Source organism: Flavobacterium sp. ACN2 (assembly GCF_002303885.1).
GTDB lineage: Bacteria > Bacteroidota > Bacteroidia > Flavobacteriales > Flavobacteriaceae > Flavobacterium.
This window is the reverse complement of record NZ_MRCM01000001.1, coordinates 130,242-156,483: the sequence shown is the minus strand read 5'-3', so window position 1 is coordinate 156,483 and position 26,242 is coordinate 130,242. Positions and strand designations below refer to the sequence as shown.

Sequence of the window (26,242 nt, the reverse complement as noted above, 5' to 3'; positions counted from 1 at the left end):
AAAATACAAATCAATTAACTAACTTATTTTGGCATTTCGGGAATCATAATTCTTCTGGTTGGCGTACTTAAAGTTTCAATAAAAGCCAATAAATCGCCCATTTCTTCTTTGCTTAAATTCAATTTCCTAAGCATTGGATCTGATTTTGGAATGAGAGAATCTCGGGCTGTTCCTAGATATTTTTTTTGAACAGGAGACGGATTTCCGAGATTGTACAATTCTACAACATCCAATAAAGTTGGAAAATGTCCGTGATGCATCCAAGGTTTTGTATTTGCGACTTCACGAAGTGTTGGCGTTCTAAATTTGCCGATATCTTTTACATCTTTCGTCACATTATAGCGTCCGAAATCTTCATTTTTTGTGCCAAATAAAGTTTGGCCATCATTATGAAACTCATTATCACTGAAATAAGGGGTATTATGGCAATTGATGCATTGTGCTTTGGTTCTAAACAAATGCATTCCTTTTACCTGCTGATCGTTATAAATGTCTGATTTTCCGCTTACAAACTGGTCAAATTTACTTTTCGGACTATTGATAGATCTTTCAAAAGTGGCAATCGCATATTGAATTCTCTCTAAAGTCACTTTTTTATCTCCAAAAGCATCTGTAAATAACGCATTGTAACCTTTTATTTTGGCTATTTTATCAACGGCAATCGTCAGTTTTTCATTCATTTCTAAAGGATCAGAAACAGGAAATTGCGCTTGATCTTCTAAGCTAGAAGCTCGTCCGTCCCAAAATAGAGAGGTTGCGTATGCCGAGTTTAAAATCGTCATCGAATTGCGTTTTCCAGTTTGGCGATCATGGCCAAAAGAGCGCGTTAGATTGTCTGTCCAGCCCAATTCTGGATTGTGGCAAGAAGCACACGCAATTTGTCCGCTTCGCGATAATCTCGGATCAAAAAACAAAATCTTTCCCAAACTTTCTTTTTCCTTCGAATACGGATTGTAAGCAGGATACGGAACGGATGGCAAAACGCCAATATCCTGAAATTTAGATTTATCTACATTTTCATGTAATTCTGCAGCGGGCCATTTTGAAGAATCTCCGCTAGAATACAATTTTCGTAATTCCTGAATATCTGTATAATCAGGACCTTCGGCTGTTTTATAAGCCGATAGTCCAAGCAGGAATAGGAGAGGGAAGATTAGTTTTTTCAATTTTTGTTTTTTTTTTGTTTTTTGTTTCAAGTTTCAAGTTTCAGGTTTCAAGTTTCAAGTTTCAGGTTCTGTTGCAACTTGAAACTTGAAACTTGAAACCATTTTTATATTAAAGAGAAACTTCTTTAGGACAAGGAATACTCAAAGCCGCAGGTTTCGGATACGTCCTGTTATTGTACATTCTGTATTGTGTCGAAACTGTTCCTCCAAACAGTTTGTCATTTGTCAGTTTTAATTCAAATGAAATTTCATATAAACCATTGCTGATTTCTTTGTACGTTCCTTCTCCTGAAATGGCAATACTATGTGTATTTGTTGCGCTAGATCCAATTGTAATATCTTGCGGAATTACGAGAACAGTTCCTTCCGTTTTGCTGTTTCCGTTGGCTGGGAAAAATTCCAAAGCCGAAGTAATATTAAATCCTGGCGAAATAGCAGCAGAGTTACTTTCGTTAGAAAACCATCTTTTTAAACCAAAAGAATTCACCGTATTGGTTCCGCTTGAGACGTTAAATCCAATTTTGAAAGCATCGTGATAAATATCATCATTAGGATTTGTAGTTCCTTTATCGCTGTATAAAATTGCATTTGGATCGTCTTTTGTCACGATAACTGGAAAAGTTAAAGCGTTGAAAGTCATCCATGAACAGTTTCCATTGTTGTTAAACCAATGTTCGCCGTATGTTAGATAAAACGCATTGGTCGGATCTGTAAATTTCGAAGCGGGATAGGCTTGAACATCTCTTGGCGTTTTTATTGGTTTTACAATGGTCAAGTTGATGTTTCCTGTTGCAGTATAATTCGGAATATTTACAAGCGTTAATTTGGACTCGTATCGAACATCGTCATTTTGAAGATCTTCTAAAAGAGTTAAATGATAGGTTACAGAAGTTCTATTATCGCCATAATCATCATGAGTTAAGGAATATTCGAATCCGTTTTGGAATTTAAAAATAGACGCATTTTCAATTTCCTCAGGGAAAAAACCATTCGGATAATTGACTATAAAATCGATTTTTTCGCCTACTTCTCCTTTTATATTGTATTGCGTTACCGGAAAGGTGTAATTGGTTGCAATAGTTCCTAAATCAATTTTGAAAGTAGTGTTTGGATATTCTGTATTCAGGTTTCCAATATGAATATCAGGATCAGAAACCGTTTCTAATTTTAATGTAATATTCTGGCTTTGAGTCCATCTTTTATCAAACGAGACATAAATAGTATCTGTTAATTTGCTGCCTTGAAAAGAAAGCTGATTGACAGGATTTACACTAAAACTGTCGCTTGCACCGTTTGTTTCGGCACTAAAATTGGCCGTAACAGTTCCTTTCAATTCGCGTGTTGTTAGAGCCACAGGAACTTTTAAGGTTTTTACAGATTTGTTTTCATAAGTAGACTGCGGAACTAAATTCCCGTTTACGGTTGGGTATTCTAGAGGTGTGTTGTCACTTTTTACTAAAAAATTAAATCGTAAAAAAGGATCAATGTCTGAGCCTAATTTGTAATCATCTTTGGAACATGAAATATATAATAGTGCTGTAAATAATATACTGAATATCTTAATACGAGTCATTTTGCTGCAAGTTTGGGTTAAGATTAGTGTTGAATGTTGGTATTGGCAGTACGTATTTTAAAGACGGATAAGTAAGACTGCAAACTGTAGCAATACAGCCATCATTTCTGGAAACATCTTTGTGCATTCTGGCAATATCAAAAAATAGGAAACCTTCAAAGCATAATTCTTTTCTTCGTTCTAAAAAGATGTTTTCTTTAAGATTGTTTGTACTGGTCAATAGAGATGCATTGGCGCGGGCACGAATGATGTTAATGTCTGCCATTGCTAAATCGGCTCTATTGGTTTCTAGCGCTGCTTCGGCACGAATCAAATACATTTCGCTAAGCCTAGAAGCTACATAACCTGCATTGTTCTGGAATTTTTTGGTAAAATTGTAATTAAGATTGGTCTGAACGCCACTTACTATTGTAAAAAGCGATTTTGTTAAGAACAATTGTTTTCTTAAATCTGTGCTTTCGTAAAGATCAACTAAATCATTTGAAGCAGTATATTTTTCAAAATTTGTATCTGTAGTATAGCCAAAAGTCTGAGTCATTGAGGAAGAAACATTTCCTTCCGTGTCTTTTGGAATAGAAAATTCCAACAAAATTTCAGATATCGGAAGATCTGGTTTTTCCCATTCTGCAATTAAAGTTTCTTTGCTGGTTAGTACAACGCCAGAATTGGCAATTACATCATTTGCCATGTCGTAAGCATTGGCCCAATCTCCTTTTTGAAGATAAACTCTTGCCAATAATGCTTTTGTATTTTTTCTGTTAAAGAAAGAATAAGCAGGACCAGAAAGGAGTGAAGCGTCTGAATAACTATCGATAGCCGTTTGTAAATCATTTATAATTAAAGTATACGTCTCGGCAGCCGTTTTTCTGGCAGGATATTGTATGCCAGATTTGATAGATTCTGTGCTGTAGATAATTCCTAAATGCGATGCATCTGGAGTATATTTATAATCTTGGCTGTAAACAAGAGATAAAAGAAAATGCGCGTAGGCTCTTATTGCCAAAGCTTCTGCTTTTATTTGGTTTTTCTCTGCCTCAGTGGCGTCGGTTAGGGCAGGAGTAAATTCTAAAATTAAATTTGCCTGATTGATTATATCATAACTGCTATCATAAAATGATTTGAAATTACTGGTTAGCGCTACATCTTCAAAAGAATAAACTTGCTGCAGATTTATTGCTGGAGAAATTTGACCTCTAGAGCCTCCCGTTGCAACTGGTGCAAATTTTATATTACCGCCCTGCAAATCAGCATAAGCAGCGTAGCGATCAGGTCTTACATTGGCTTCTACTTCGGTGTAAAGTCCTGTAAGCGCCTGTAAAACTCCTGTTTTGTTCTGTAAAAGTTCGTCTATAGAAGTTTGTGTTCCAGGTTCTTGTTCTAAAAAGTCACTACAGCTTTGTAATGAAAGCATTAGAAAAAATATAGATAAGTATTTTGAATATTTCATTTTCTTAAAATTTAGCATTTACTCCAAGCGAAATTGTTCTTGCCTGCGGATAGATATAACTATACTCTCGAACTCCGTTCATTCCTTTCGGACTTTTTTCTTTGTACCAATACGCCACATTTGTAGCATCGGCAAAAACAGAAAGAGCATCCAGAAAAGTATTTTTCAGCGGTACATTATAACTTAAATTAATATTACTGATTCTGATATAAGTAGCATCATAAACATATTTGCTTAAGTTGTTTAGAATTGGCGAAAGTGTTACCGCTGACTGAGAAACGTTGTCGCCTGGATTTCTCCAATAATCGTATGCATTTACAGAAAGATTTCGGTTTGTTGTTACATTATATTGATCTATAAGCACGCTCGATGCCAATAAGTCACCACCAATTTGATAATCTCCTCTAACAGACAAAGTAAGATTATTATAGAAAGTAAAAGTGTTGTAAAAACCTCCGTAAGCATCTGCTTGCTTGTCTCCAATTGGTTCCCAATCGGCAACGGTATGGAGTTCATTATAGGTTTTTGCATCGTAAACTTGACCATTTTTTTGCACAAGATCTCTTCCTGTCGCAGGATCTACACCAACCCATTTTATTCCCCATAATGTTGTAGTGCTGTAACCAATTTTTTGCGCCAATGCAATATTCGCTTCAGAATAATCGCTTCCTAGACCTTTTAAGTCGGTTACTTTGCTGTCTATGGTAGAAATATTAAATGCTGTTGTCCATTTAAAAGCATCGCTTTTTATCCATTTAATTCTTGTAGTAAGCTCAAAACCTTTGTTGTACATACTGGCAGCATTTAATTGTACTGAACTATAACCCGTTTCTGTCGGGATATCTCGGGCAGTAATTAAATTGCTTTTGTTGTCATAATAGTATTCTAATGTCAATTCGATTCTTTTGAAAATATTAAAATCAAATCCTGCATTGAATTTTGTGTTTTTTTCCCAGCTTAACCTTCCATTTGGGGCAGAGCCTGTAGTTGCTCCAATAGAACCATTGTATCCGTTTTGGCTGATATTGTACAAACCTTTTGATCGGTACGAACCAATTTTAGAATTTCCTGTTGTACCATAACTCGCTTTCAATTTCAAGAAATCAATCCAAGAATTAGAGCTTAAAAAGTTTTCATTGCTAATAATCCAACCAGCACCTAAACCTCCATTATGAGCCACATCGGTATCATCTCCAAAAACAGAACTCTGGTCGCGACGGTAATTTGCCAACAAGAAATAGCGTTTTTTATAGTTGTAATTTACCTGCGAGAATAAAGAAACTCTCGAATTGTAACTGATTTCATTTTTGTAAGTCTGACCATCTTTAGATTCATCTTGAGGCGTATTCGGATTGTCATCTCTTATGGCATCTGTAACAGCATTAATACGGTTTGGCTCTAAAAATCCAACACCAGATTGGTAGTTGAAATTTGTTTTGTCTTCAGCCAATTCAAAACCAACAACACCATCAATTTCATTGTTTTCATTCAATTGTTTATTAAATAAAGCTTGTCCTTGCCAGTTCCATTTAGTCGAATTTCTTTCGTTTAAAAGACGACGACCCCAAGCGGCATAAGTAGTTCCGTCCAAAATAAAAGTTCCATTAAACTGGCCGCTTTCATTTGCTGCAGAAAAATAACGATCTTGTTCTTTATCGGTATAATCCATACCGAAAAGAGTAGAAAATCGAATATTTTTATTGAGTTTATAAGATAAATTGATACTTCCTAAAAGACCAAAAGTCTGTGCTTCATTTTTGTTTTGTTCAATTGCCGCCAACGGATTTCCTCTCGTAGCACCGCTCAAACCTAAATTAGCATACGATCCGTCTGCGTTATATACGGGAAGAGTAGGAAGGTAGGCAAAACTATAAAAAATGTTAGGCGCATCTTTTTGTACAAAACTCGGATTCAGCATTAAATTGATATCCCATTTGCCAGAACTGTAGCCTAAATTAATTCCCGCATTTAATTGCTTAGACTCATTTCCAACCTGTGGTTCGTCAATTTTGGTGTAACTAACGTTGGTTCGGTACGAAAATTTAGAAGTAGAACCCGAAACATTAAAATTATATTTGTTATAAATTCCAGCTCGGTTTAGAATGTTAAACCAATCTGTATCTACTCCATTATAAGCAACAGGAACATAGCCAGTTGTGGTGTTTTTCATGAACTCATTTCGAAGTTCTGTGTATTGTTCTCCGTTTAAATATTTAATTTGATTAATGGCAGAAGAAACTCCTAACTGATTTGAAAAACCAAATTGCGTTTTACCTTTTTTACCTTTTTTAGTGGTAATTAAAATTACTCCATTTGCACCATCGGCACCATAAATACCTACAGCTGCGGCATCTTTTAGAACCGAAATGGTTTCAATATTTTCTGGAGCAATTTTCATTAAAGGATTAGCGATGTTTTCAGAAAAATCGCCGCTTCCGTTAAACAAACTGCTGTCAATTGCATATTCTTCACTCATTACAACGCCATCAATAATAATAAGCGGTTGCGAAGAAGTTCCAGTAATTGCCCCGCTTAAAGAAGATAATGTGCCTTGGCCACGAATATTAATTTTTACAGGGCCACCTACACCAGAAGTATTTTCTACCATAACTCCGGCAATTTGTCCCGTGATCATTTTATCAAAACTCTCAGAAGCTTGTTCAACGGCAATATCTTTGGCTTGTAAAGTCGAAATACTTCCAACAATTTCTTCTTTTAGCTTTGTAGTGCCATAAGACGAAGTAATCACAACAGGGTTTAGTTCGTCTGTAGCTTCTTGAAGATAAAAAACAAAAACTTTTTTGTCGTCTGCTTTTTGAGATTGGGTTTCCATTCCTAAAAAACCGGCTTCAAGAACCAGATTTGAAATCGAGTTTCCTTTTAGCTGATAGACAAACTTTCCGTTAAAATCGGTAATAGCACCCATTCCAGTTCCTTTTATGCGAATAGAAGCACCAGGAAGCGGTTGTCTGTCTTTTGCGCTATAGACCGTTCCGCTAATCATTCTTGAAGTTTCCTGAACTGCTGAATTTGAAGTTTCAGGAACCGAAGGAGTCAATAAAACCTGCTTTTTCTGAATGTAAAAAGCAATGTCTTTATCTTTTAATAACTGCGTTAAAACCGTTTCTAGAGAAGCATTATTAACATCTATATCGGCTAACTGATCGGTATCTATTTTTTTTGCATTATAAATGATTCTAAAATCACTTTGCTCTTCAATAGATTTGATAATTAGGCTTATAGGTTTGTTTTTTACATGTAATGTTATGAGTTTATTCTGAGAAAATCCTTTAAATCCAGATATGAGAATGGCTAAGAAAAACAGAATTTTTCTTAAAACGGGTTGTATCGTAAATGTCATGTTTTTTTATTTATCGCGGATTGGTGATTGTAATGGTTTTTTGTTGAATAGAATAATTAAATGGCGTGTCACGTTTTAGCAGTTCTAAAATGTTCTCGACACTAGATTCGCTAATTTTAATCGTACCGGTAAAATTCTGTCTGGCCAAATCAGAATTTTCGTTGATAATTTCAACATCATAAGTACGCTGAATAATTTTAGCGATTGTAGAAAATGGGGTGTCTTTAAAAGCAAGTTCGCCTTTTGTCCAGGCAGCATAAAACGTTGGATCTACTTCTTTTAAGACCAGTTTTTTTGAATTATTTTGCCATGTAGCCATTTGGTTGGGCTCTAGCAAAATAACATTAGAAGGATTAAGGGCTTCAGACATTCGAATACTTCCTTCAATTAATGTACTATTAACTGTAGGGTTTTCGGGATAAGCGCTCACATTAAATGTGGTACCGAGAACTTCAATGTCTGCCTGATTAGCATGAACAATAAACGGATGCATTTTGTCTTTGGCTACTTCAAAAAATGCCTCGCCAGTTAAGTACACGTTTCTGTTTCCGTTTAAGCCAAATTGCTCCGGATAGCGCAAAGTGGTTCCAGAATTTAAACTCACAACAGTACCATCTGAAAGTTTAAGTTTGAAACGTTTTCCGTACGGAATAGAAAGCGTATTATAAATCACTTTGTGATCCTGAACTTTGCCAAAGTAAATAATCTCCGTCGGAAATTTTTTGGCAACCAAATCGCCTTTGTCATTTAAAAGAGTGGTCTGAGTTTTTCCAGAGAAATACTCCAGACGGCCGTCGCCTAATTCTAGAACAATTTCTTTTGGAGTTTCAGATTTACTGTTAAACAAATAAATAGTGGTCCCTAAACCCAAAAACAATAAAAAAATCGCAGCATACTTTAAATACGTTCTGATTTTGTTTTTTGGCTGCATTTGGATTACCGAAACAGTCTCAATAGATAAGTCTGAAGAAAGTGTGGTTAATGCCCAAATTTTCTTAGCCTTTATAAATTGTGTTTTATTTTCTTCTGATGCTTCAATCCAATCAAAAAGTGCCTGAACTTCTTGTTCTGAAGCTTCATTAGAAAGGTATTTATTTAGTATTTCCGATGTCATATATGCTTTTTAAAACTTCTCGCCATTATAAGTACACCTCAGAATTAAAATACCCTACCTTTTATTCTTAATTATTATAAATAAGCATAAAAATCAAGAACAAATAATCAGATAATCTCGTCTTTAAAATCTTCAAAGCCTTTGTCATATGGGCTTCTACGGCTTTTAAGGAAACTCCTAGCTCTTCGGCAATTTCTGCATTTTTTTTATTCTCAAAGCGTTTTTTGATAAAAACTTCTCTGGTTTTTGGAGGCAGATCGCTGATAGATTCCTGAATTATACGTTCTAATTCGGTTAATTCTAAAGTATCAAACTGAATCGAATTTAAAACTTCGATATCCAATTCTCTTTCTTTGTGGTTTAAGAGGTCATTTTTAAATTTATCCTTCACTTTATTATGACGGATTAAATTCAAGCATTTTGATTTAGCATAAGTAAATAAGAAAGCTTGAATCCCGTTTACAGATTCTATTTCTTCTCTACTTTGCCATAGGTGTAGTAAGGATTCCTGAGCAAGATTTTCAGCTTCGTCTTGATCGTAAATAAATTGAACGCTGAAAGATTGGATTCTCCTAAAGTATTTATCGTAAAAAAACTTGAATGCAGTTTCGTCGCCTTCCTTAAAGGAATGGAAAAGATCTAGTTCTAAACTGGCATTATTATTCATTAAACGAAATTTACTTTGGGTGAAGCAATATTAAGTAAATTTTAAAAACTACTCAATTTTGTTCAGAAAGCGGCAAATATAAAAGTTTATTTATATTAATTCTAAATAAAATTCAAATAAACTGCTTTCCTGAAAAAATTATTCAGAATAGGTTTAGTATTGCTGTTTTTTTAACCGCAAAGCACGCAAAGTTTTTTTGTTTAGGACTCTTATAAAAACGCAAAGTCCGCAAAGCTTTGTCTAAAAACTTTGCGGACTTTGCGGACTTTGCGTAACTCTTCGCGCTCTTTGCGGTTAAATAATTTTGCGGTTAATTAAGTATCAAATCTATATTTTGAGATAACCTTTCGGCTAATTCGGGTGTAGTATTGTTATTTAAAACCCACGGAACCAGTTTTCCCTTGTTTATGATTTCGTTTTTAGAATAAACTAAACTGAAATATTCCTGTAATTCATTGTAATCTACTGGTATTGGACCATGTTTTTTATTTTCGGTGATTTCTTCAAAATAATATGTTGACTGCAGTAAGGAAGGATATTTTTCTAATAAAAAATCATTCAAGGTATAAGAAGGACCCGCTTTATACAAATCATCTTTGAGTATTCCGGTAATTTTTATATTGCCTATATTTTGTTTTAAATCTTTGTATGCTTCTTTGGTAGTAGAGAAATCAGATTGAAGCAGCTTGTCTTTTTGTGATAACTGCCTAACAACCGAAAGTCTCACATAATCGCCGTTTATTTCAATTACCCTAAAAATAAAATATTTGTGTTCCATGCTTTGACTCCCGTTAGAGCCGCTTTGTTTACTAAAGATAAAACTTCCCAATTGCAATTTATGCTCAGGGCTGTTAATTGCTTTTTTCCATTGATAAGAATCATAAACTAATTTTTTGAAAGCATATAAAATGAATACAAAGACAACTCCGGCTATAAATAATTTTTTCATTAAATGGAAATTTCATTAAAAGTACTACTTTTTAACCGCAAAGTATTGCTTTTTTAACCGCAAAGCACGCAAAGTTTTTTTGTTTAGGATTCTTATAAAAACGCAAAGTCCGCAAAGCTTTGTCTAAAAACTTTGCAGACTTTGCGTAAACCTTTGCGTGCTTTGCGGTTAAATAATTTTGAAGTTAAATAATAACTTTACGTTTAAAATTCCTCCATCCAAAACCAATCAAAAGTAAATTGAAAAGCAATAAAGGTAAAATCGTTTTCATAAAACTCGTTTCAGAGTTGTCTTTAAACGTTTCTACTTTAAAATCTTCCCATTTTTGTTGATTTACAGGCGCATTGTCGAATATTTTTGGGTAAAAATGCAGACGTAGTTTTTCGTGGAATTTAGTTGTTTCTTTTAAAAACAAAAGCTGATTGCGTAAATCTGATTTTGCAATTTCGTTTAACTGAATCTGTGTATGAAGCGTTGGAATAAACAGCGCTATTAATTCGCTGGCATGGTTTCGCTGTTCTAATTTCGATTCTAATTCTTTGGACTGAATTGCCGATTCGTCGTCGCCCATTTGCTGCATCGCATAATACCAAAGCCAGCTAAATTCTGTATCAGGAAGTGCATATTTTTTAAACTGCGGATAATGTTTGTAGAATTTATCTACCGTTTCCTGTTTGTCCATATCCCACTTTTCATGATAGGCATTTCGTTGAGTAAGGGTTAATTCTAAAGCTTCGGGAACTTTGTATTTGTTGATGATATAAGTATTGATTCCGGCAGGAAGAATGATAATCAGAAACAGCCAAATGGTTAACAGAATAACCGCATTGAAATTGGAATTTTTCTGCAATGAAACAATGAAAAAACAAACCGCAAACCAAAATAAAATGTACAAAATAGAAAGTCCGTAAAACACAAAGAAGGATTGATCTAACGGAATCTGTAAAAAGATAACCGCTGCCAACAGAATCAAAGTTAAAAGCGCCATTAAACTTAAAATTCTAACATAGAATAGTTTCAGGATATAAAAAAAGGTATTCGGACTTTGTACGGCAACAATCTTCCAAGTTCCTGATTCTTTTTCTTCAGAAATAATGTTATAAGAAAAAGCAATAATCAAAAGCGGAAACAGGTACAAAAGAACAAAACTAAAATCGATATTTCCAGACAATAAATTACTCGGATTATTGAGTTCCGAATCGTATTTCTGACCTTCTAAACCACGAATGGTAACATTTTGAATAGATGGATTAACATCTCGCTGCCCAATGGCCAAACTGTTAATTGGCAAAGTATTGTTGACCAATGAAAACTTGATGTAGTAGAGCAGGAGCCCTATTTCATCTTTGTGGAAAGTGGCATTTCTGGCAATATGTTCTTTTTGATAAACGGCCGCTTCAGTAATATTATTTTGTTGTTTTTCCTGAAATTGATGGCCAATTAAAAGGCTAATAAAACCAATGATTAATAAAAAAAGTAATCCAATTTTGGTACCTTTTGATCGTATAAAATTTTTAAATAAGAGTACTAGCATATTAGATGGCTTTTAGATTTTTAGCAGCAATTCTGATCAAAACAAACAATAGAATTACCCATAAAAGAATAGATACAATAGAAACGATTTCGGTTTTTAAAACTTCGCTAATGCTTTTAGGCTCATAATGAAATTCTTCAAGATCTGTCCAGTGTTCTTTGCCAATTATTAGCGGTTTATCATTTGGACCAGGTTTTTTATTGCTGATGTATTTAACTTGCAACGCATTCATTTTCTGCGCCATTTCGTAACGGTATTTCTCCGCTTGTTTCTGAAAATCGATGTAAGAATCGTAATCGGTATTCGATAATCCCATCGATAAATTTTTCATAGCGATATACGGATTCAGAAAAGAAACGGCTTTAGAAAAGCTGTTTTGTTGGGCATAAACCTTCAACAAATCTTCTAAATGGCTGTTGTAGATATTCGAGCTGATTCGCTCACCTTCGGTCATAATAAACCCCGAATAATTAAAAGGAAGTTTTTGTACCGAATCAACTTTGTAAACTCGTAACAAAGAATCTTTTATTGCCTTATAATGCAAATCGTTTGGATTGTGGCTGTCACCTTCTTTTAAAATATCTTTTTCGATATTGCTGGTAAACTGAATTTTAGATGGCGCTTCATACAAATAAGCTCCAATAGCTTGTGTTGTTCTTGGCAAGATAATCGTTAAAATCAGCCAGATTCCAATTAAAGAAACCAATGCTTTTTTTGAAGTTTTGCTTGACGCCGATACCAAAACGGCAACAACACAAAAGAACATTAGATAAATAAAATGAAATAGAATAAACAGCAGCATTTTGATCGTCTCATCTGCCGAAATTGAAAAATCCTGAAGCATGAGCCAGATTAAAACCAATACCACAATGGTTGGAACAAAAAGAAGCATAACAACGCTAGCAACACCAAGGATTTTGCCCCATAAAAGCTGTTTCCAATTAATTCCTTGGCTTAAAAGTATTTTTAGAGTTCCGTTTTCTCTTTCGTAAGCAACAGCATTAAATCCGATAAAAAAGATTAATAAAGGCAGTAAAACTTGCAAAACCATAGCAATGCTGATCTCGCCAAAACGAAGCATGCTGTTTGAAAATCCTGCCTCAGAGAAATTAGCCGTATTTTGTTTATGAGCTTCTAAGAAAATCGCATTTCCAAAAAAAGGTTCCATTCCAAATTCAAAAACGCTTAAAGAAGTGCTTTTTCTAAAGGCAAAATTGCCGTAATGCGCCATTCTATGCGGATTTTTGTCTGGGTTTTTCAACCAGTCTTCGCGAGATTCATGCTGATATTTTTCACTGGTTTCGTTTTGGCTTTTGTAATTGTCCCAGCCCGAAAAAGCGGCGAATAAAAGTAATGCGCCAATAAAAAAGGTAATGATATAAAGTGCCGGATTTTTAAAAACAGAATTTTTAAAATGCCTGGCTATAAGGAGTTCTGTATGTAATAATTTCATATTAATTAAAATTTATCTGTTGAGTGAATGGTTTAAACACATAGAAACATAGATTTTTTTCTAAAAGAAGGTAATGGAAAGAAACTAGTTTCTAACACATAGCTATGTGATTTATTCTAGTGAAACGCCTTTTTTAAAATAAACCAAAATCTATGTTTCTATGTGTTTAAGTATTTTTCATCTCAATAGAATTAAAATTTATAAGTTACGGTAAGGCTTGCATTTCTAGGACTTCCAGGAAATAAACGCAGGTAATTCTGTGCGCCAAGCCAATAGGTTTTGTTTAATAAATTGCCCGCATTTAGAGCAATTTGTACATTGCTTTTGTTGGGTTTGTAGAATAAAGCCACATCAAAAATGGTAAAATCAGGAAGTGTAAAATCTCTTGTAAACCAAGGCACTTTACTGCTTTGATATTGAACTCCAAATCCAATTCCGAGATCTTTTAAAGCAGAATCAGCAGCAAAATTGTAGCGTGTCCATAAATTGGCGCTATTTTTTGGTGTATTTTGCTTTCTTGCACCAATTAGAGCAGGATTGCTGTCTTGAGTTATTTCGGCATCGATATAACTGTAGGAAGCATTAATCTGCCAGTCTGGTGTAATATAACCTGCTAAATCACATTCAAAACCACGGCTTCTTTCAGCACCTCGCGTTACCAATAAATCCGGATTTGCCGGATCATTTGCGTTCATTAAAATATTACGCTGATTGATTTCGTAAGCAGCAGCATTAAAAGTCATGCTGTTATTTAAAAAAGTGGTTTTTATCCCGATTTCTTTCAAATCACTTTCAAGAGGATCAAAAAGACTTCCGCCTGGCAAAGAACCCGTTTGAGGCATTAGCGTCACAGTATTAGATTGTGGCTGATAGCCTTCTAGATAAGTCGTATAAACATTTATCGCACTATTTACAGCATAAGTGATTCCGATTCTGGGCAGTAAAGCTGTTTTTTTAACAGTAAGTTCGTTGCTAGTTTCATAGTTCGTAATGTCTTCAAACCATTCGTTTCGCAAACCCAATAAAAAAGTAAACTTTTCCCACTGAATCTGATCTTGGATGTAAATAGCATTTGTAGTTGTTAATGCCGATGGCAGTGCCGTTCTTACATTCAAAGTATAATCGTCAGGACTTGTAATTCTATAAATCGGATTATTCAAATTAAAATAATCAACATTGGGTTTGGGCAAAACAATGCCATCAATCGTAACAGTTTGGTAATTGGATGCATTTGCCAAAACAAAAGTGCTGGCAACTGTTCCATCTTTCAATAAATAGCCTCTACCTGCGTTTTGTCCGCCACCTTTGTTTTTATTCCAATTACTTAAATCGTAACCTGTTAGTAACTTATGATTTAGTTTGCCTGTTTTAAAATCAAAATTAAAATAAGCGCTTAAGTTGTCGACATCCCAGTTTTGCTGACGCTGTACAAATTGCATCATGGCAAGAGTGGTAACAGGCTGATTATTCATGTCTACAGCAAAAGCATTTGTAGTTCTGTGTTCCTGCAGATCTTCTTTCCAGGTTTGCTTCATGTAGGATGCATTAAAACCAATTTTAGAATTGAATTTATGCGCAAAATTGGTCATCAAAATCATTTCTTTCGACTTGAAAAAATCACCAGGCGCACCAAGATTTAAACTTATTGGTGTTTTGTTCAGACTTGTTTTTCCGGCAACAGCACCAAAAATAGGCTGTCCGCGATCCAAAACTCCCGTCATATCGCTCAGAATTAGTTCTGTATTAATTGCCGTTTTTTCGTTTGGGATATAACTGAAAGAAGGCGAGATTAAAAACGATTTAGTATTGACTAAATCACGAAATGATTTTGCCTGCTGATAAGCGCCGTTTACACGATATAAAAGTGTTTTAGATACGTTTAAGGGTCCAGTAAAATCAAGCGTTCCGCGCAAAGTGCTAAAACTGCCCACGCTCATGCTAACTTCTTTTCGGTCCACTGCCAAAGGCTTTTTGGTAACCATATTAATGCTTCCGCCTGGATCAACAGAAGAAAATGTAGCGCTAGACGGGCCTTTAATAACTTCAATACGCTCAATATTGCTTGTTAAAGGCTGCAGAAAATAATACTGACGCGTTCGCATTCCGTTGATTATTTGTCCTTCTTCGTTTTGACTAATACCACGAATCGTGTATTGGTTGTAATAACTTGCCGGAATTACGCCGCTAGACATTTTTACTGCATCAGCGAGATAAAATGCGCCTTTGTCGGCAATTAATTCTTTGGTTATAGTCGAAATGGACTGCGGAATATCTTTGTTTAAAGCCGCAGTTTTAGTGGCAGCAAAAGAATAGTCGCTGTTGTATTTTTTAGTCGAACGCCCCACAATTTCAACAGTCTGCAATTCATTTCGTTGGGTTTCCATTTCCAGAGAATCTTTTGCAATACTGTCTTTAACTTTGTTATTGTTATTTTGAGCCTGGATGAAATGTGTACCGCCGATTAAAAGTAAAAAAGAGAATATATTTTTCATCTTAAACCGTCTGTAAATACAAATCTTCCAACTCATTTGCAGAGATTTTATCTGCTTCAATAACAGTAACAAGATTTCCCTGCCTCATTATCCCAATGTGCGAAGCCACTTCTCTTGCTCTGAAGATGTCGTGAGTTGCCATTAAGATTGCCGTTCCGTCTGCAGAAAGCTCTTTTAGAATCTGAGAAAATTCATTAGAGGCTTTGGGATCTAAGCCGCTTGTAGGCTCATCTAACAAAAGCACTTTCGCTTTTTTTGCAATCGCAATTGCAATTCCTACTTTTTGGCGCATTCCTTTAGAGTAACCGCTTAAATTTTGATTATGTGCTTTGGCTTGAAGTCCTGCTTTGTCTAGAAAATAAGTTAATTCGCCATCAGAATAGTTAAATCCTGCTAATGACGAAAAGAATTTAAGATTCTCTAAGCCAGTAAGATTTGGATACAGCATTACGGTTTCTGGAATATAAGCCACATGCTTTTTAGTTTCCTGATTGTTTGCTGTAACCGATATATTGTTGATTTCTAATTCTCCAGATGTTGGTTCGATAAAACCTAAAAATAAATTGATTGTTGTCGTTTTTCCTGCACCATTTTGTCCTAAAAGAGCAAAGATTTCGCCTTCTTTTATGGTTAAGTTTAAGGCATTCAAAGCCGTATGATCGCCGTATTTTTTAGTTAGGTTTGTTGCTGTAAGCATAAGTTTTGTTTGTTTAAAAAAATGATTTTTAAAAATAGATATAGAAATCTCAGGCTTTTAATGAGTTTTAAAAGCTTGAGCATTAGTTTTTTATTGAATAATTACTGCAATGAATGAAGGTCTTTAATTGGGAGCTAAAGATTCCAAATTAAAAAACGGTAATGTGAATTTTCTTTTACTCTATTAGAATAAATAGAGCAAAGGTTTTGAGTTTAAAAAAGTGCAGTAATTAAAAGAATACAGGAGGCGCACGTAAGGCAAAAAGACTGCCCTTGAAAAATGTGGAAATTCCCTCAAAATATAAGAATATATAGGAAGTCTCGGCAACTGTTTTGTAAAACGTAAAGTGCTGAAATGCGTTGGGAATAAACGTACTGAAAGCAAAATGACAAATATGGCAATTTGCATCAACCGAATGGCTGTGTGTTATTTCTTTTTGACCAGGAGTATATTTGTGATCGCAATGTTTTTCTGCCGACTGCTTTAAAATATGCTCATAGGAGTGAACCGTCTGAAACAGCATGGCAAACAATACTGCAAAAGACATTAGGAAATTTACGGCTGTAATCTTCTTTTTCATTCCGTGTTATTTCTGCTGGATATTTAAAAGTTTAATTATCAAATAAATAAACGCAACAGCGTTGCAAATATAAATATCTTATTTAGAAATATAGTTAAATAGGCCTTATTTTTGGAACAACCTGCAGATTTGCAAAGTGATTCTTACTTCTATAAATTGCTATACAATAATTGCAGCGTATGAAAATCGGATGAGCCATCAAAATGCTTGTGAAGCACTTCCTGAAAAACAGGTTCTGTGTTTTGAACACTGGCAAACAAAGTCATACACGATTGAAGTTTTTCTACATCAAGACCTTCAAAAATATCAGAAACACTTTCTTCTTTTTTGGCAAGTTCTGAAGTGATTTCTACCAGATGTTTTCCTAAAATGGGATGCTCCAGAAAAGCAATTGCTTCATCGGCATTTTTGATTTCGTAAAATTTGGAGTTATCGCTCGAACCCATTCCTTTTATCTGCGGAAAAATAAACCACATCCAAGGCGATTCTTTTTTACCCTTTTTGATTTCGTTTAGAGCTGTTAAATACAACTTGTTTTGAGCATCTAAGAACCGAAGTAATCCATTAGTATTGTAAGACATTCTTTATGATATTAATTTGGGGATATCAGGCCATAAAACTAGGCAAAATATATTTACTTGTATGTGATCAAATCTTTTTTTTAAAGTCATTTTTTAACATTTTTAAGAGAATAATTTAAAAGAGCGCTTACTTTAAAAATTAGGCGTTTAAATTTTCTATTAACAGAAAAAATCGTATTAATAGCCATTTTTATTGTTATAAAATGAAGTTTTTGTTGGTAATTCTGTTATGATTTTCCTATTTTTATGAACAAGCGGTTTTAAGAACCGTCTAAAAGAATAAAATTAGGATTGATATTGACTACTTTACAATATCAATATTTTCAACCGGGCACGCTTCGCCCATAAAATAATAAATGCTTATGAAAATAGGATTAATCGGATTTGGGAAAACTGGAAAATCAGTAGCTTCAATACTATTAGAAAATAAAAAATTCAGCCTTGAATGGGTTTTAAGACAAAGTAATGTTTTGGAGCACAGATCAGTTCCCGAATTTTTTGGAATCCAGTCAGACGAACCCGGCTTAATCTATTCTAGTTCGCATACCTCTGTTGAAGAATTATTACAAAAACATCCTGTAGATGTCATAATCGATTTTTCTTCTAGTGAAGGAATTTACACTTATGGAGAAACAGCAGCAAGACACAAAGTGAAAATAATTTCTGCAATTTCTCATTACAAGGAAAAAGAATTGAATTTATTGAAGAAACTTGCAGATAAAACTACCGTATTTTGGTCGCCAAATATCACGTTGGGAGTTAATTACTTATTGTTTGCTGCAAAATTTTTAAAGAAAATTGCACCTTGGGTGGATATTGAAGTAAATGAAGAGCACTTTAAAGCTAAAGAAGGAACGTCTGGAACCGCAGTAAAAATTGCAGAAGCACTAGATGTAGACAAGGAAGATATTAATGTTGTGAGGGCAGGGGGAATCGTTGGAAAACATGAAGTTATTTTTGGTTTTCCTTTTCAAACGGTGCGTTTAATACATGAATCGATTTCGAGAGAAGCTTTCGGAAACGGAGTTATTTTTGTAGCCGAAAATCTAAAAGAAAAAGAAAAAGGACTTTATAATTTTGAAGATATCTTGACGCCTTATTTCACGGTTTAATTTTTTTACCACAAAGACTCGAAGGCACAAAGTTTTTTTATTGAAAAATGGTTCATGTTGTTTGTTTTCCTGAGCGAAGTTGGAGGATAAGCGCAAAGTATTAAAAGTATATTTAATCTCGCAAAGTCGCAGAGTCGCAGAGTTTTTTATTGAAAAAAGGTTACTGTTGCTTGTCTTCCTGAGCGAAGTCGAAGGATAAGCGCAATGTATAAAAAGTATATTTTAATCTCGCAAAGTCGCAGAGTCGCTAAGTTTTTTTCTTTTTAAAGTTTCTTAAGTTTTAAAACTTTGCGACTTTGCGTCTTTGCGAGAAATTCAATACTTACTTCCTAAAAGTCAAAGCCTTCATATATTCTAAATTCATTTTAGCAATCGAAAGCACAGAAATGCCTTGTGGGCATTCGATTTCGCAGGCTCTAGTATCAGAACAATTTCCAAAACCTTCTTCATCCATTTGTTTTACCATCGAAAGGGCACGTTTAGGAGCTTCTAATTTTCCTTGCGGTAAAAGTGCTAAATGCGTTATTTTGGCACCAACAAACAAAGCTGCACTAGCATTTTTGCATGTAGCGACGCAAGCCCCACATCCAATACAAGCAGCGGCATCAAAAGCAGCTTCGGCGGTTTCATACGAAATGGGAATACTATTGGCTTCTGGCGCCTGGCCCGTTGAAGCTCCAATAAATCCTCCTGAAGCGATAATGGAATCAAATGCTTTTCGGTCAATTTTTAAATCTCTTAAAACAGGAAAAGCTTTCGCGCGAAAAGGCTCAATATAAATAGTATCTCCATCTTTAAAACTTCTCATATGAAGCTGGCAAGTTGTAGTATTTTTTAGAGGGCCGTGAGCTCGTCCGTTTATCATGACACCACATTGCCCGCAGATTCCTTCGCGACAATCGTGATCAAATTCAATAACACGTTCTCCTTGCTGAATAAGCGATTCATTCAAAAGATCCAGCATTTCCAGAAACGACATATGTTCAGACACTCCATCAATTTCATAATCTGTCATCTCCCCTTTGGTAGAAGAATTAAACTGCCGCCATATTTTAAGATAAAGTTTCATATATAATTGTGAATTATGAATTGTTAATTATAAATTAGATATCGCGATTTATGAGCTGTTAATTAATAATTTACAATTAACAATTCACCATTATTTATAGCTTCTCACCGCAAGTTCTACCGATTCAAAGGTTAAAGGTTCTTTGTGAAGTTCAGGTTCGTTATTTAAACCTTTCCATTCCCAGGCAGAAACGTAGCAGAATTCATCGTCGTTGCGGACAGCTTCTCCGTCGGCGGTTTGGTATTCTTCTCTGAAATGAGCGCCACAGGATTCTTCGCGCTGTAGGGCATCGTAGCACATTAATTCTGCCAATTCGATGTAATCGGCTATTCTGCCCGCTTTTTCTAATTCGCTATTTAAAGTATTGTCGCCTGTGATTCTAAGATCTTTTTCGAAAGAAGTTTTAAGATCCCGAATTTCGATAATCGCTTCTTCCAGTTTTTTTCTGCTTCGCGAAAGACCGCATTTTTCATACAAAAGACGTCCGATTTTTTTATGGAAATAATCTGCTGAAAGCGTTCCATTAGTATGTAGAAAACGATCTAACTGTCTTCTTACAGCATTTTCGGCTTCTTCAAAAGCAGTATGCGAAACGTCTGTTTTAGGTAAATTTAATTCGCCTGCCAAATAGTTCGGAATAGTGTAAGGCGCGATAAAATAGCCGTCGACGCAAGCTTGAAGCAGCGAATTTGCTCCGAGTCGGTTTGCACCATGATCGGCAAAATTAGCTTCGCCTAAAGCAAATAAACCAGGAATCGTAGTCATAAGTTCATAATCGACCCAAAGTCCGCCCATTGTGAAATGTGCTGAAGGCGAAATCAGCATGGGTTCTTTATAAGCATTTATGCCCGTAATCTTTTCATACATAGCAAAAAGATTGCTGTATTTGGCTTCAATTTTATCCTTTCCCTGCGCCTTGATGGCATCCGAGAAATCGAGATAAATGGCATTTTTCATTGGTCCAACGCCATGACCAGCGTCGATTCTTTCTTTTGCAGCCCGTGACGAAATATCTCTTGGCGCTAGATTTCCAAAAGAGGGATAACGTCGTTCTAAGTAATAATCACGTTCTTCTTCGGGAATAACATTTGCATTTCGGTCGTCTGCTGCTTTTTTCGGAACCCAGATTCGGCCATCATTTCGCAACGATTCTGACATTAAAGTCAGTTTAGATTGGTTTTCGCCATGTTGAGGAAGCGAAGTAGGATGAAACTGAATCCAACTCACACCAGCCATAAAAGCCCCTTTTTTATGCGCTCTCCAAAGTGCAGAACTATTACAGCCCATTGCCAAAGTAGACAAATAATATACTTTTCCATAACCTCCAGAAGCCAGTACAACAGCATCGGCAGCGTGGCGTTCCAGCTTTCCAGTTTCAAGATTTCGTGCAATAATTCCTTTGGCTTTACCGTCTATAACCACGAGTTCGAGCATTTCGTGACGAGTATACAAATCAATTTTTCCTAAAGAGGCCTGACGTTCCAAGGCTTGATAAGCGCCTAATAAAAGTTGTTGCCCAGTTTGTCCTCTAGCATAGAAAGTTCTAGAAACCTGAACTCCTCCGAAAGATCTATTATTTAAATATCCCGCATATTCTCTTGCAAAAGGAACGCCCTGCGCAACAGCATGATCGATAAGATGAGCCGAACATTCTGCTAAACGATAAACATTTGCTTCACGAGATCTAAAATCGCCACCTTTTATAGTGTCATAAAACATTCTAAACGTGCTATCGCCATCATTTTTGTAGTTTTTTGCAGCATTTACTCCGCCTTGAGCGGCAACAGAATGTGCACGTCTAGGAGAATCCTGAAAACAGAAAGACTTTACGTTATAGCCTTGTTCGGCAAGAGATGCCGCACATGAAGCGCCCGCCAAACCTGTTCCGACTACTATAATATTTAGCTTTTTTCGGTTTGCGGGATTTACTAGTTTGGCTTTAGACTTGTAGAGACTCCATTTATCAGCAAGAGGACCTTCGGGTATTTTTGATTCCATCATTTTTAGTGGTTTAAAATGAATTCATGCAAAAGCTTAAAAAGAAAACTAAATTTAGTATAAAATATTGATATTTAGTTGTTTTTTTTGTATGATATATTTAAACAAAAAATGGTTTTTTAAGTAGAGTTGCATGTTTAAATTTTTCACGCAGATTAAAAAAGATTTTAGCAGATCTTAGCAGATTCTAATAAAAAAATCCGTAATAATCTGCTTAATCTGCGTGAAACAAAAACTTTAGCAGTTATATACTTAAATCTTTCACGAAGATTCTAAATAAAAAAATCTGCTGAATCTGCAAAATCTGCGAGCAAAAATTACTCCCGCAGATTTTGCAGATTCGGCAGATTTATAAATTGAATTGAAATGTTTAGGAAAAAATGGAAAAAAGTTATTTTTCGATTATCATAGTAACTCCTTGACCGCCTGCGGCACAGATAGAGATTAATCCTTTTCCTGAGCCTTTCTCGTTTAATAATTTTGCCATTACGCCAATAATTCTTCCTCCAGTTGCAGCAAAAGGGTGAGCGGCTGCTAAACTGCTTCCTTTTACATTCAGTTTATTTCGATCTATTGCGCCTAGTGGTTTCTTTAAGCCAATTTCGGCACTCAATTCTGGGCTTTCCCAGATTTTTAAAGTGGCCAAAGTTTGTGCAGCAAAAGCTTCGTGAATTTCATAATAATCGAAATCCTGAAGGTTTAATTCTGCTTTTTCGAGCATTCTTGAAGCAGCAAATAAAGGCGCTAATAAAAGATTCTGCTGATTCTTAACGTATTCAATTGCGGCGATTTCGGCAAAAGTGATGTAGGCTAAAATAGGAAGTCCTTGTTCTTTTGCCCATTCTTCGCTAGCTAAAAGAATACAAGAGGCACCATCTGTTAATGGAGTTGAATTTCCTGCGGTCAGCGTACCATTTACTTTATCAAAAGCGGGTTTTAATTTGGCTAATTTTTCAATTGTACTGTCTCTTCTTAGATTATTGTCTTTTTCTAATCCGTTAAAAGGCGTAATCATATCATCGAAAAAACCTTCGTCATACGCTTTTGCCATGTTTAAATGACTTTTCAAAGCAAACTCATCTTGTTCTTCTCTTGATATTTTATAATATTTCGCCGTGATTTCAGTATGTCCGCCCATAGAAAGGCCAGTTTGAGATTCTTCATTTCTAGGAACTAAAGGAGATAAATCTTTTGGACGAAGTTTTAGAAAAGTTTTAATTTTTCCGCCCAATGATTTTGCTTGTCTAGCTTCTAAAAGAATTTTTCTAAGTTTCTCACTAACTGCAATTGGCATATCGCTGATAGAATCTACGCCGCCAGCAATTCCAGAATCAATTTGTCCGAGAGCAATTTTGTTAGCAATGTAAATAGCGCTTTCAATTCCGGTATCACAAGCTTGCTGTAAATCGCATGCAGGAGTTGCAGGATCAAGACTGGTTTGCATAACAGATTCACGAATCAAATTGTTGTCGTAAGTATGTTTAATCACAGCACCTCCAGCAACTTCGCCTAATAATTTTCCTTTTAGATTGTAATTGTCAATAAGACCGTTGAGTGCTGCGATCATCATTTCTTTGTTTCCAACATTAGAATAGGCCGTATTGGCTCTCGCAAAAGGAATTCTGTTATAGCCCACAATGGCAATTTTTCTTATTGTATTTGATTTCATATCAGGAAGTTATTTGTTTTTGATCATTGAAATTTTGAAATATAAAGATAGAAATAGATTTTGGTTTCAAACTTAATGTAGATTAATATTATCAAGAAATAACTTAGAAATGGCAATTCTCAGAATTTATTCCTACTGATTTAGTTTAATTTGTTTTATTTATTTAGAATAAATTAAGATAATTTGGAAAAGTTGAGATTTGCATCTACTTTTGTCGCTCAATTTAAAATCAAAACCAAATGAAAATAATTATTAATGCAAAAGTTTATCTTTTCGTGCTGTTTTTGAGCTCATTAAATATAATGGCACAACAGCTTGGAACTGTAAGCGGAAAAGTTTCTTTGAGTGGCAATAAACCAGCAGAAAATATAGCTGTAGCGTTAAAAGGAACAAAATATTCTGATATTACAACTGTTTCAGGACATTATGAAATTAAAAATGTAAAACCAGGAACGTATACTATCGTATTAAATGGAGTAGGAATTCAAGCTGTCGAGGATAAGATTGTAGTCAATTCAAAACAAACCACGACTAGGAATTTTTCTCTTTCTGAAAGTCAAGAAGATCTTGAAGAAGTGGTCATTAAAAAGAATAAATACAAGCAAGATAACCCTTCATTGTCACTGCGTCTTCAAACTCCTGTTTTAGAAATTCCTCAAAATATACAAATTGTAAGCGGTCAGACTTTAAAAGATCAGCAAATTACGAGTATGAGCGATGGGGTAATTCGTAACGTGAGTGGAGCTGTACGTTTGGAACACTGGGGAGATTTGTATACGAATATTACGATGAGAGGTTCTCAAATTCAGGCTTTTAGAAACGGATTTAACGTAGTTTCTTCTTTCTGGGGCCCCTTAACAGAAGATATGAGTTTTGTAGATCATATTGAGTTTGTAAAAGGACCAGCAGGATTCATGCTTTCAAGCGGAGATCCAAGCGGATTGTACAATGTGGTAACTAAAAAACCAACGGGAGTTACAAAAGGTGAGGTGAGTGTACTGGGCGGAAGCTACGATTTTTATAGAGTAAGCGTTGATTTTGACGGAAAATTAGATAAAAAAGGAAAATTGCTTTATAGATTTAACGGAGCTGCCCAAAACAAAGGATCGCACCGTTCGTTTGAGCGCAATAACCGCTATGTAATTGCTCCTGTAATTTCATATCAGATTGATGATAAAACAAAAATCACGGCCGAATATAATTTCCAATATGCAAATATGACCGAAGTGGGTTCGTATTATGTTTTTGGACCTCAAGCAGGTGGTTATGCAACTTTGCCTGTAGGTTTTACTATGACGCAGCCAGGATTGCCTGATACCAATATTCAGGATCACAGCGGATATCTTCAGTTTGAGCACAAGTTTGATGAAAACTGGAAACTTACTGCACAGACTTCTTATTTTAAATATATTCAGCAAGGATATAGTTCATGGCCAGGAGTTGTTGGTCCAGGAGCTGCTGATAGAGATTTTGATGGTGTTCCGGAAGGAAATCTTGCTTATGGAGAAATCATTAGAAATGTTGGCATCTGGGACGCAGAAAGTAATATGTACCTAGGTCAAATATTTGTGAACGGAAAATTCAATACTGGAAATGTTTCTCATAAAATATTGGGTGGAGTAGATTTGGGAAGCAAAGATTATATGGCAGACTGGGGACAATCGCATGATTTAGATACGGTTGATAATCCGTTTAATGTTTATAATCCGAATTACGGAACGCCTTCAAATGGTTTCCCGCAATTTGATCACGATACTCCTTTAAGCCAAAGAGCTGGCGGACTTTACGGTTCAGAATATGCTGCTGGATATATTCAGGATGAACTTGGCTTTTTGGAGAATAAATTAAGATTGACTCTTGCTGCAAGATACACATGGATTAGCCAGACTAGCAGCTATGAGGCAGAACCAATTGAGGATAGCCATATAACGCCTCGTGCAGGTTTAAGTTATTCTATTACTGATGATTTTGCGGTTTACGGGTTGTACGATCAAGCTTTTACACCTCAATCTGGTGTTGTGAGAAGCGGTGATATAAAACCTCTTACCGGAAATAATGTTGAATTTGGACTTAAAAAGGATTGGTTTGACGGTTCTTGGAATACCAGTTTATCTGTTTACAATATATTAAAGAAGAATGAGTTAACGGCAGATCCTAATAATCAGCCAAACGAACAGTATAAAATAGTTCTAGGTGAAAAAAGAGCGCGTGGTGTTGAATTTGATTTGAGAGGAAAAATCTTTGATGGCTTAAATCTTATTGCAAATTATGCCTTTACAGAGTCAACTGTAACTAAAATTGATCCAGATGTTTCTGAAGCTAATGGTATTAAGGTGGGGGATATTGTTCCAGGTTATGCTAAACATACCGCAAATGCTTGGTTAAATTATACGCTTCAGCATGGAAAATTAAAAGGTTTTGGTGCTTCTATTGGAGGAACTTTCCTTGACGGACGCCAGACTGATACTTGGAGTGCAGGTCTTCAAAAACTACCTTCTTACTTTAAATTGGATGGAGGTTTATCTTATGAAACGGGTAAATTTAAAGTTACGGCAAACGTATTCAATATCTTAGATAAATATCTATATAGCGGTTCATACTATAGCTGGTTAAATGCTTATTACTGGCAGACTGAAGCGCCAAGAAATTTTAGAGTTGGTGTTACTTATAAGCTCTAAATTGGTTTGTTATCGTTGAAAAATTGCAAATCACACCAAAAGCATCTGACTTAATTGTTGGGTGCTTTTTTTTTAAGATGCTAAGGTTCTGAGATGCTGAGA

At 35.3% G+C, this 26,242-nt stretch carries 18 protein-coding genes; 2 read left to right on the top strand and 16 right to left on the bottom strand.

Going from position 1 to position 26,242, the window contains the following annotated elements; genetic code table 11:
- Positions 1-23: 23 nt before the first annotated feature.
- From BSF41_RS00550 to BSF41_RS00490, 13 genes are all read right to left on the bottom strand, one after another.
- On the bottom strand, positions 24-1,166 hold the full coding sequence (locus BSF41_RS00550; protein WP_095927842.1) for a cytochrome-c peroxidase: 1,143 nt from the start codon (positions 1,164-1,166) through the stop codon (positions 24-26).
- A 109-nt stretch (positions 1,167-1,275) separates the two neighbouring features.
- The gene (locus BSF41_RS00545; RefSeq protein WP_095927585.1) at positions 1,276-2,739 is read right to left on the bottom strand and encodes a hypothetical protein; all 1,464 of its coding nucleotides are present in this window, start codon (positions 2,737-2,739) and stop codon (positions 1,276-1,278) included.
- Positions 2,726-4,186 carry a RagB/SusD family nutrient uptake outer membrane protein gene (locus BSF41_RS00540; protein ID WP_253251738.1) on the bottom strand — a complete coding sequence of 487 codons (1,461 nt, stop codon included), beginning with the start codon at positions 4,184-4,186 and terminating at the stop codon, positions 2,726-2,728. The genes BSF41_RS00545 and BSF41_RS00540 overlap by 14 nt, the downstream gene beginning before the upstream one ends.
- Before the next feature lie 4 nt (positions 4,187-4,190).
- Complete coding sequence (locus BSF41_RS00535) at positions 4,191-7,547, bottom strand: SusC/RagA family TonB-linked outer membrane protein (protein WP_095927583.1); 3,357 nt, start codon at positions 7,545-7,547, stop codon at positions 4,191-4,193.
- Between the two features lie 10 nt (positions 7,548-7,557).
- On the bottom strand, positions 7,558-8,661 hold the full coding sequence (locus tag BSF41_RS00530) for a FecR family protein (protein ID WP_095927582.1): 1,104 nt from the start codon (positions 8,659-8,661) through the stop codon (positions 7,558-7,560).
- A gap of 67 nt (positions 8,662-8,728) precedes the next feature.
- On the bottom strand, positions 8,729-9,328 hold the full coding sequence (locus tag BSF41_RS00525; RefSeq protein ID WP_095927581.1) for an RNA polymerase sigma-70 factor: 600 nt from the start codon (positions 9,326-9,328) through the stop codon (positions 8,729-8,731).
- A gap of 310 nt (positions 9,329-9,638) precedes the next feature.
- On the bottom strand, positions 9,639-10,277 hold the full coding sequence (locus tag BSF41_RS00520) for a hypothetical protein (protein ID WP_095927580.1): 639 nt from the start codon (positions 10,275-10,277) through the stop codon (positions 9,639-9,641).
- 184 nt (positions 10,278-10,461) lie between these two features.
- On the bottom strand, positions 10,462-11,811 hold the full coding sequence (locus BSF41_RS00515; RefSeq protein WP_095927579.1) for a DUF3526 domain-containing protein: 1,350 nt from the start codon (positions 11,809-11,811) through the stop codon (positions 10,462-10,464).
- Position 11,812: 1 nt separating this feature from the next.
- On the bottom strand, positions 11,813-13,264 hold the full coding sequence (locus tag BSF41_RS00510; RefSeq protein ID WP_095927578.1) for a DUF3526 domain-containing protein: 1,452 nt from the start codon (positions 13,262-13,264) through the stop codon (positions 11,813-11,815).
- Positions 13,265-13,455: 191 nt separating this feature from the next.
- Positions 13,456-15,756 carry a TonB-dependent siderophore receptor gene (locus BSF41_RS00505; RefSeq protein ID WP_095927577.1) on the bottom strand — a complete coding sequence of 767 codons (2,301 nt, stop codon included), beginning with the start codon at positions 15,754-15,756 and terminating at the stop codon, positions 13,456-13,458.
- A gap of 1 nt (position 15,757) precedes the next feature.
- Positions 15,758-16,453 carry an ABC transporter ATP-binding protein gene (locus BSF41_RS00500; RefSeq protein WP_095927576.1) on the bottom strand — a complete coding sequence of 232 codons (696 nt, stop codon included), beginning with the start codon at positions 16,451-16,453 and terminating at the stop codon, positions 15,758-15,760.
- A gap of 229 nt (positions 16,454-16,682) precedes the next feature.
- Positions 16,683-17,033 (bottom strand): hypothetical protein, encoded by a 351-nt coding sequence (locus BSF41_RS00495; RefSeq protein WP_095927575.1) that lies wholly within the window; start codon positions 17,031-17,033, stop codon positions 16,683-16,685.
- Between the two features lie 149 nt (positions 17,034-17,182).
- Positions 17,183-17,614: a DUF1810 domain-containing protein gene (locus BSF41_RS00490; RefSeq protein WP_095927574.1), complete on the bottom strand. Its 432-nt coding sequence runs from the start codon at positions 17,612-17,614 to the stop codon at positions 17,183-17,185.
- A 362-nt stretch (positions 17,615-17,976) separates the two neighbouring features.
- Here BSF41_RS00490 and BSF41_RS00485 point away from each other — a divergent pair, with 362 nt between their 5' ends.
- Positions 17,977-18,726 carry a 4-hydroxy-tetrahydrodipicolinate reductase gene (locus tag BSF41_RS00485; RefSeq protein ID WP_095927841.1) on the top strand — a complete coding sequence of 250 codons (750 nt, stop codon included), beginning with the start codon at positions 17,977-17,979 and terminating at the stop codon, positions 18,724-18,726.
- 322 nt (positions 18,727-19,048) lie between these two features.
- Here BSF41_RS00485 and BSF41_RS00480 read toward each other — a convergent pair whose 3' ends face one another.
- The 3 genes from BSF41_RS00480 to BSF41_RS00470 form a co-directional block, all read right to left on the bottom strand.
- Positions 19,049-19,795, bottom strand: a complete 747-nt coding sequence (locus tag BSF41_RS00480; protein WP_095927573.1) for a succinate dehydrogenase/fumarate reductase iron-sulfur subunit — start codon at positions 19,793-19,795, stop codon at positions 19,049-19,051.
- 90 nt (positions 19,796-19,885) lie between these two features.
- Positions 19,886-21,796, bottom strand: coding sequence for a fumarate reductase/succinate dehydrogenase flavoprotein subunit (locus BSF41_RS00475; RefSeq protein WP_095927572.1), 1,911 nt, complete (start codon positions 21,794-21,796; stop codon positions 19,886-19,888).
- A 388-nt stretch (positions 21,797-22,184) separates the two neighbouring features.
- The gene (locus BSF41_RS00470; protein WP_095927571.1) at positions 22,185-23,462 is read right to left on the bottom strand and encodes an acetyl-CoA C-acetyltransferase; all 1,278 of its coding nucleotides are present in this window, start codon (positions 23,460-23,462) and stop codon (positions 22,185-22,187) included.
- A gap of 239 nt (positions 23,463-23,701) precedes the next feature.
- On the opposite strand from BSF41_RS00470, the gene BSF41_RS00465 reads away from it, so the two are divergent.
- Positions 23,702-26,140 (top strand): TonB-dependent receptor, encoded by a 2,439-nt coding sequence (locus BSF41_RS00465; RefSeq protein WP_095927570.1) that lies wholly within the window; start codon positions 23,702-23,704, stop codon positions 26,138-26,140.
- Positions 26,141-26,242 lie beyond the last annotated feature (102 nt).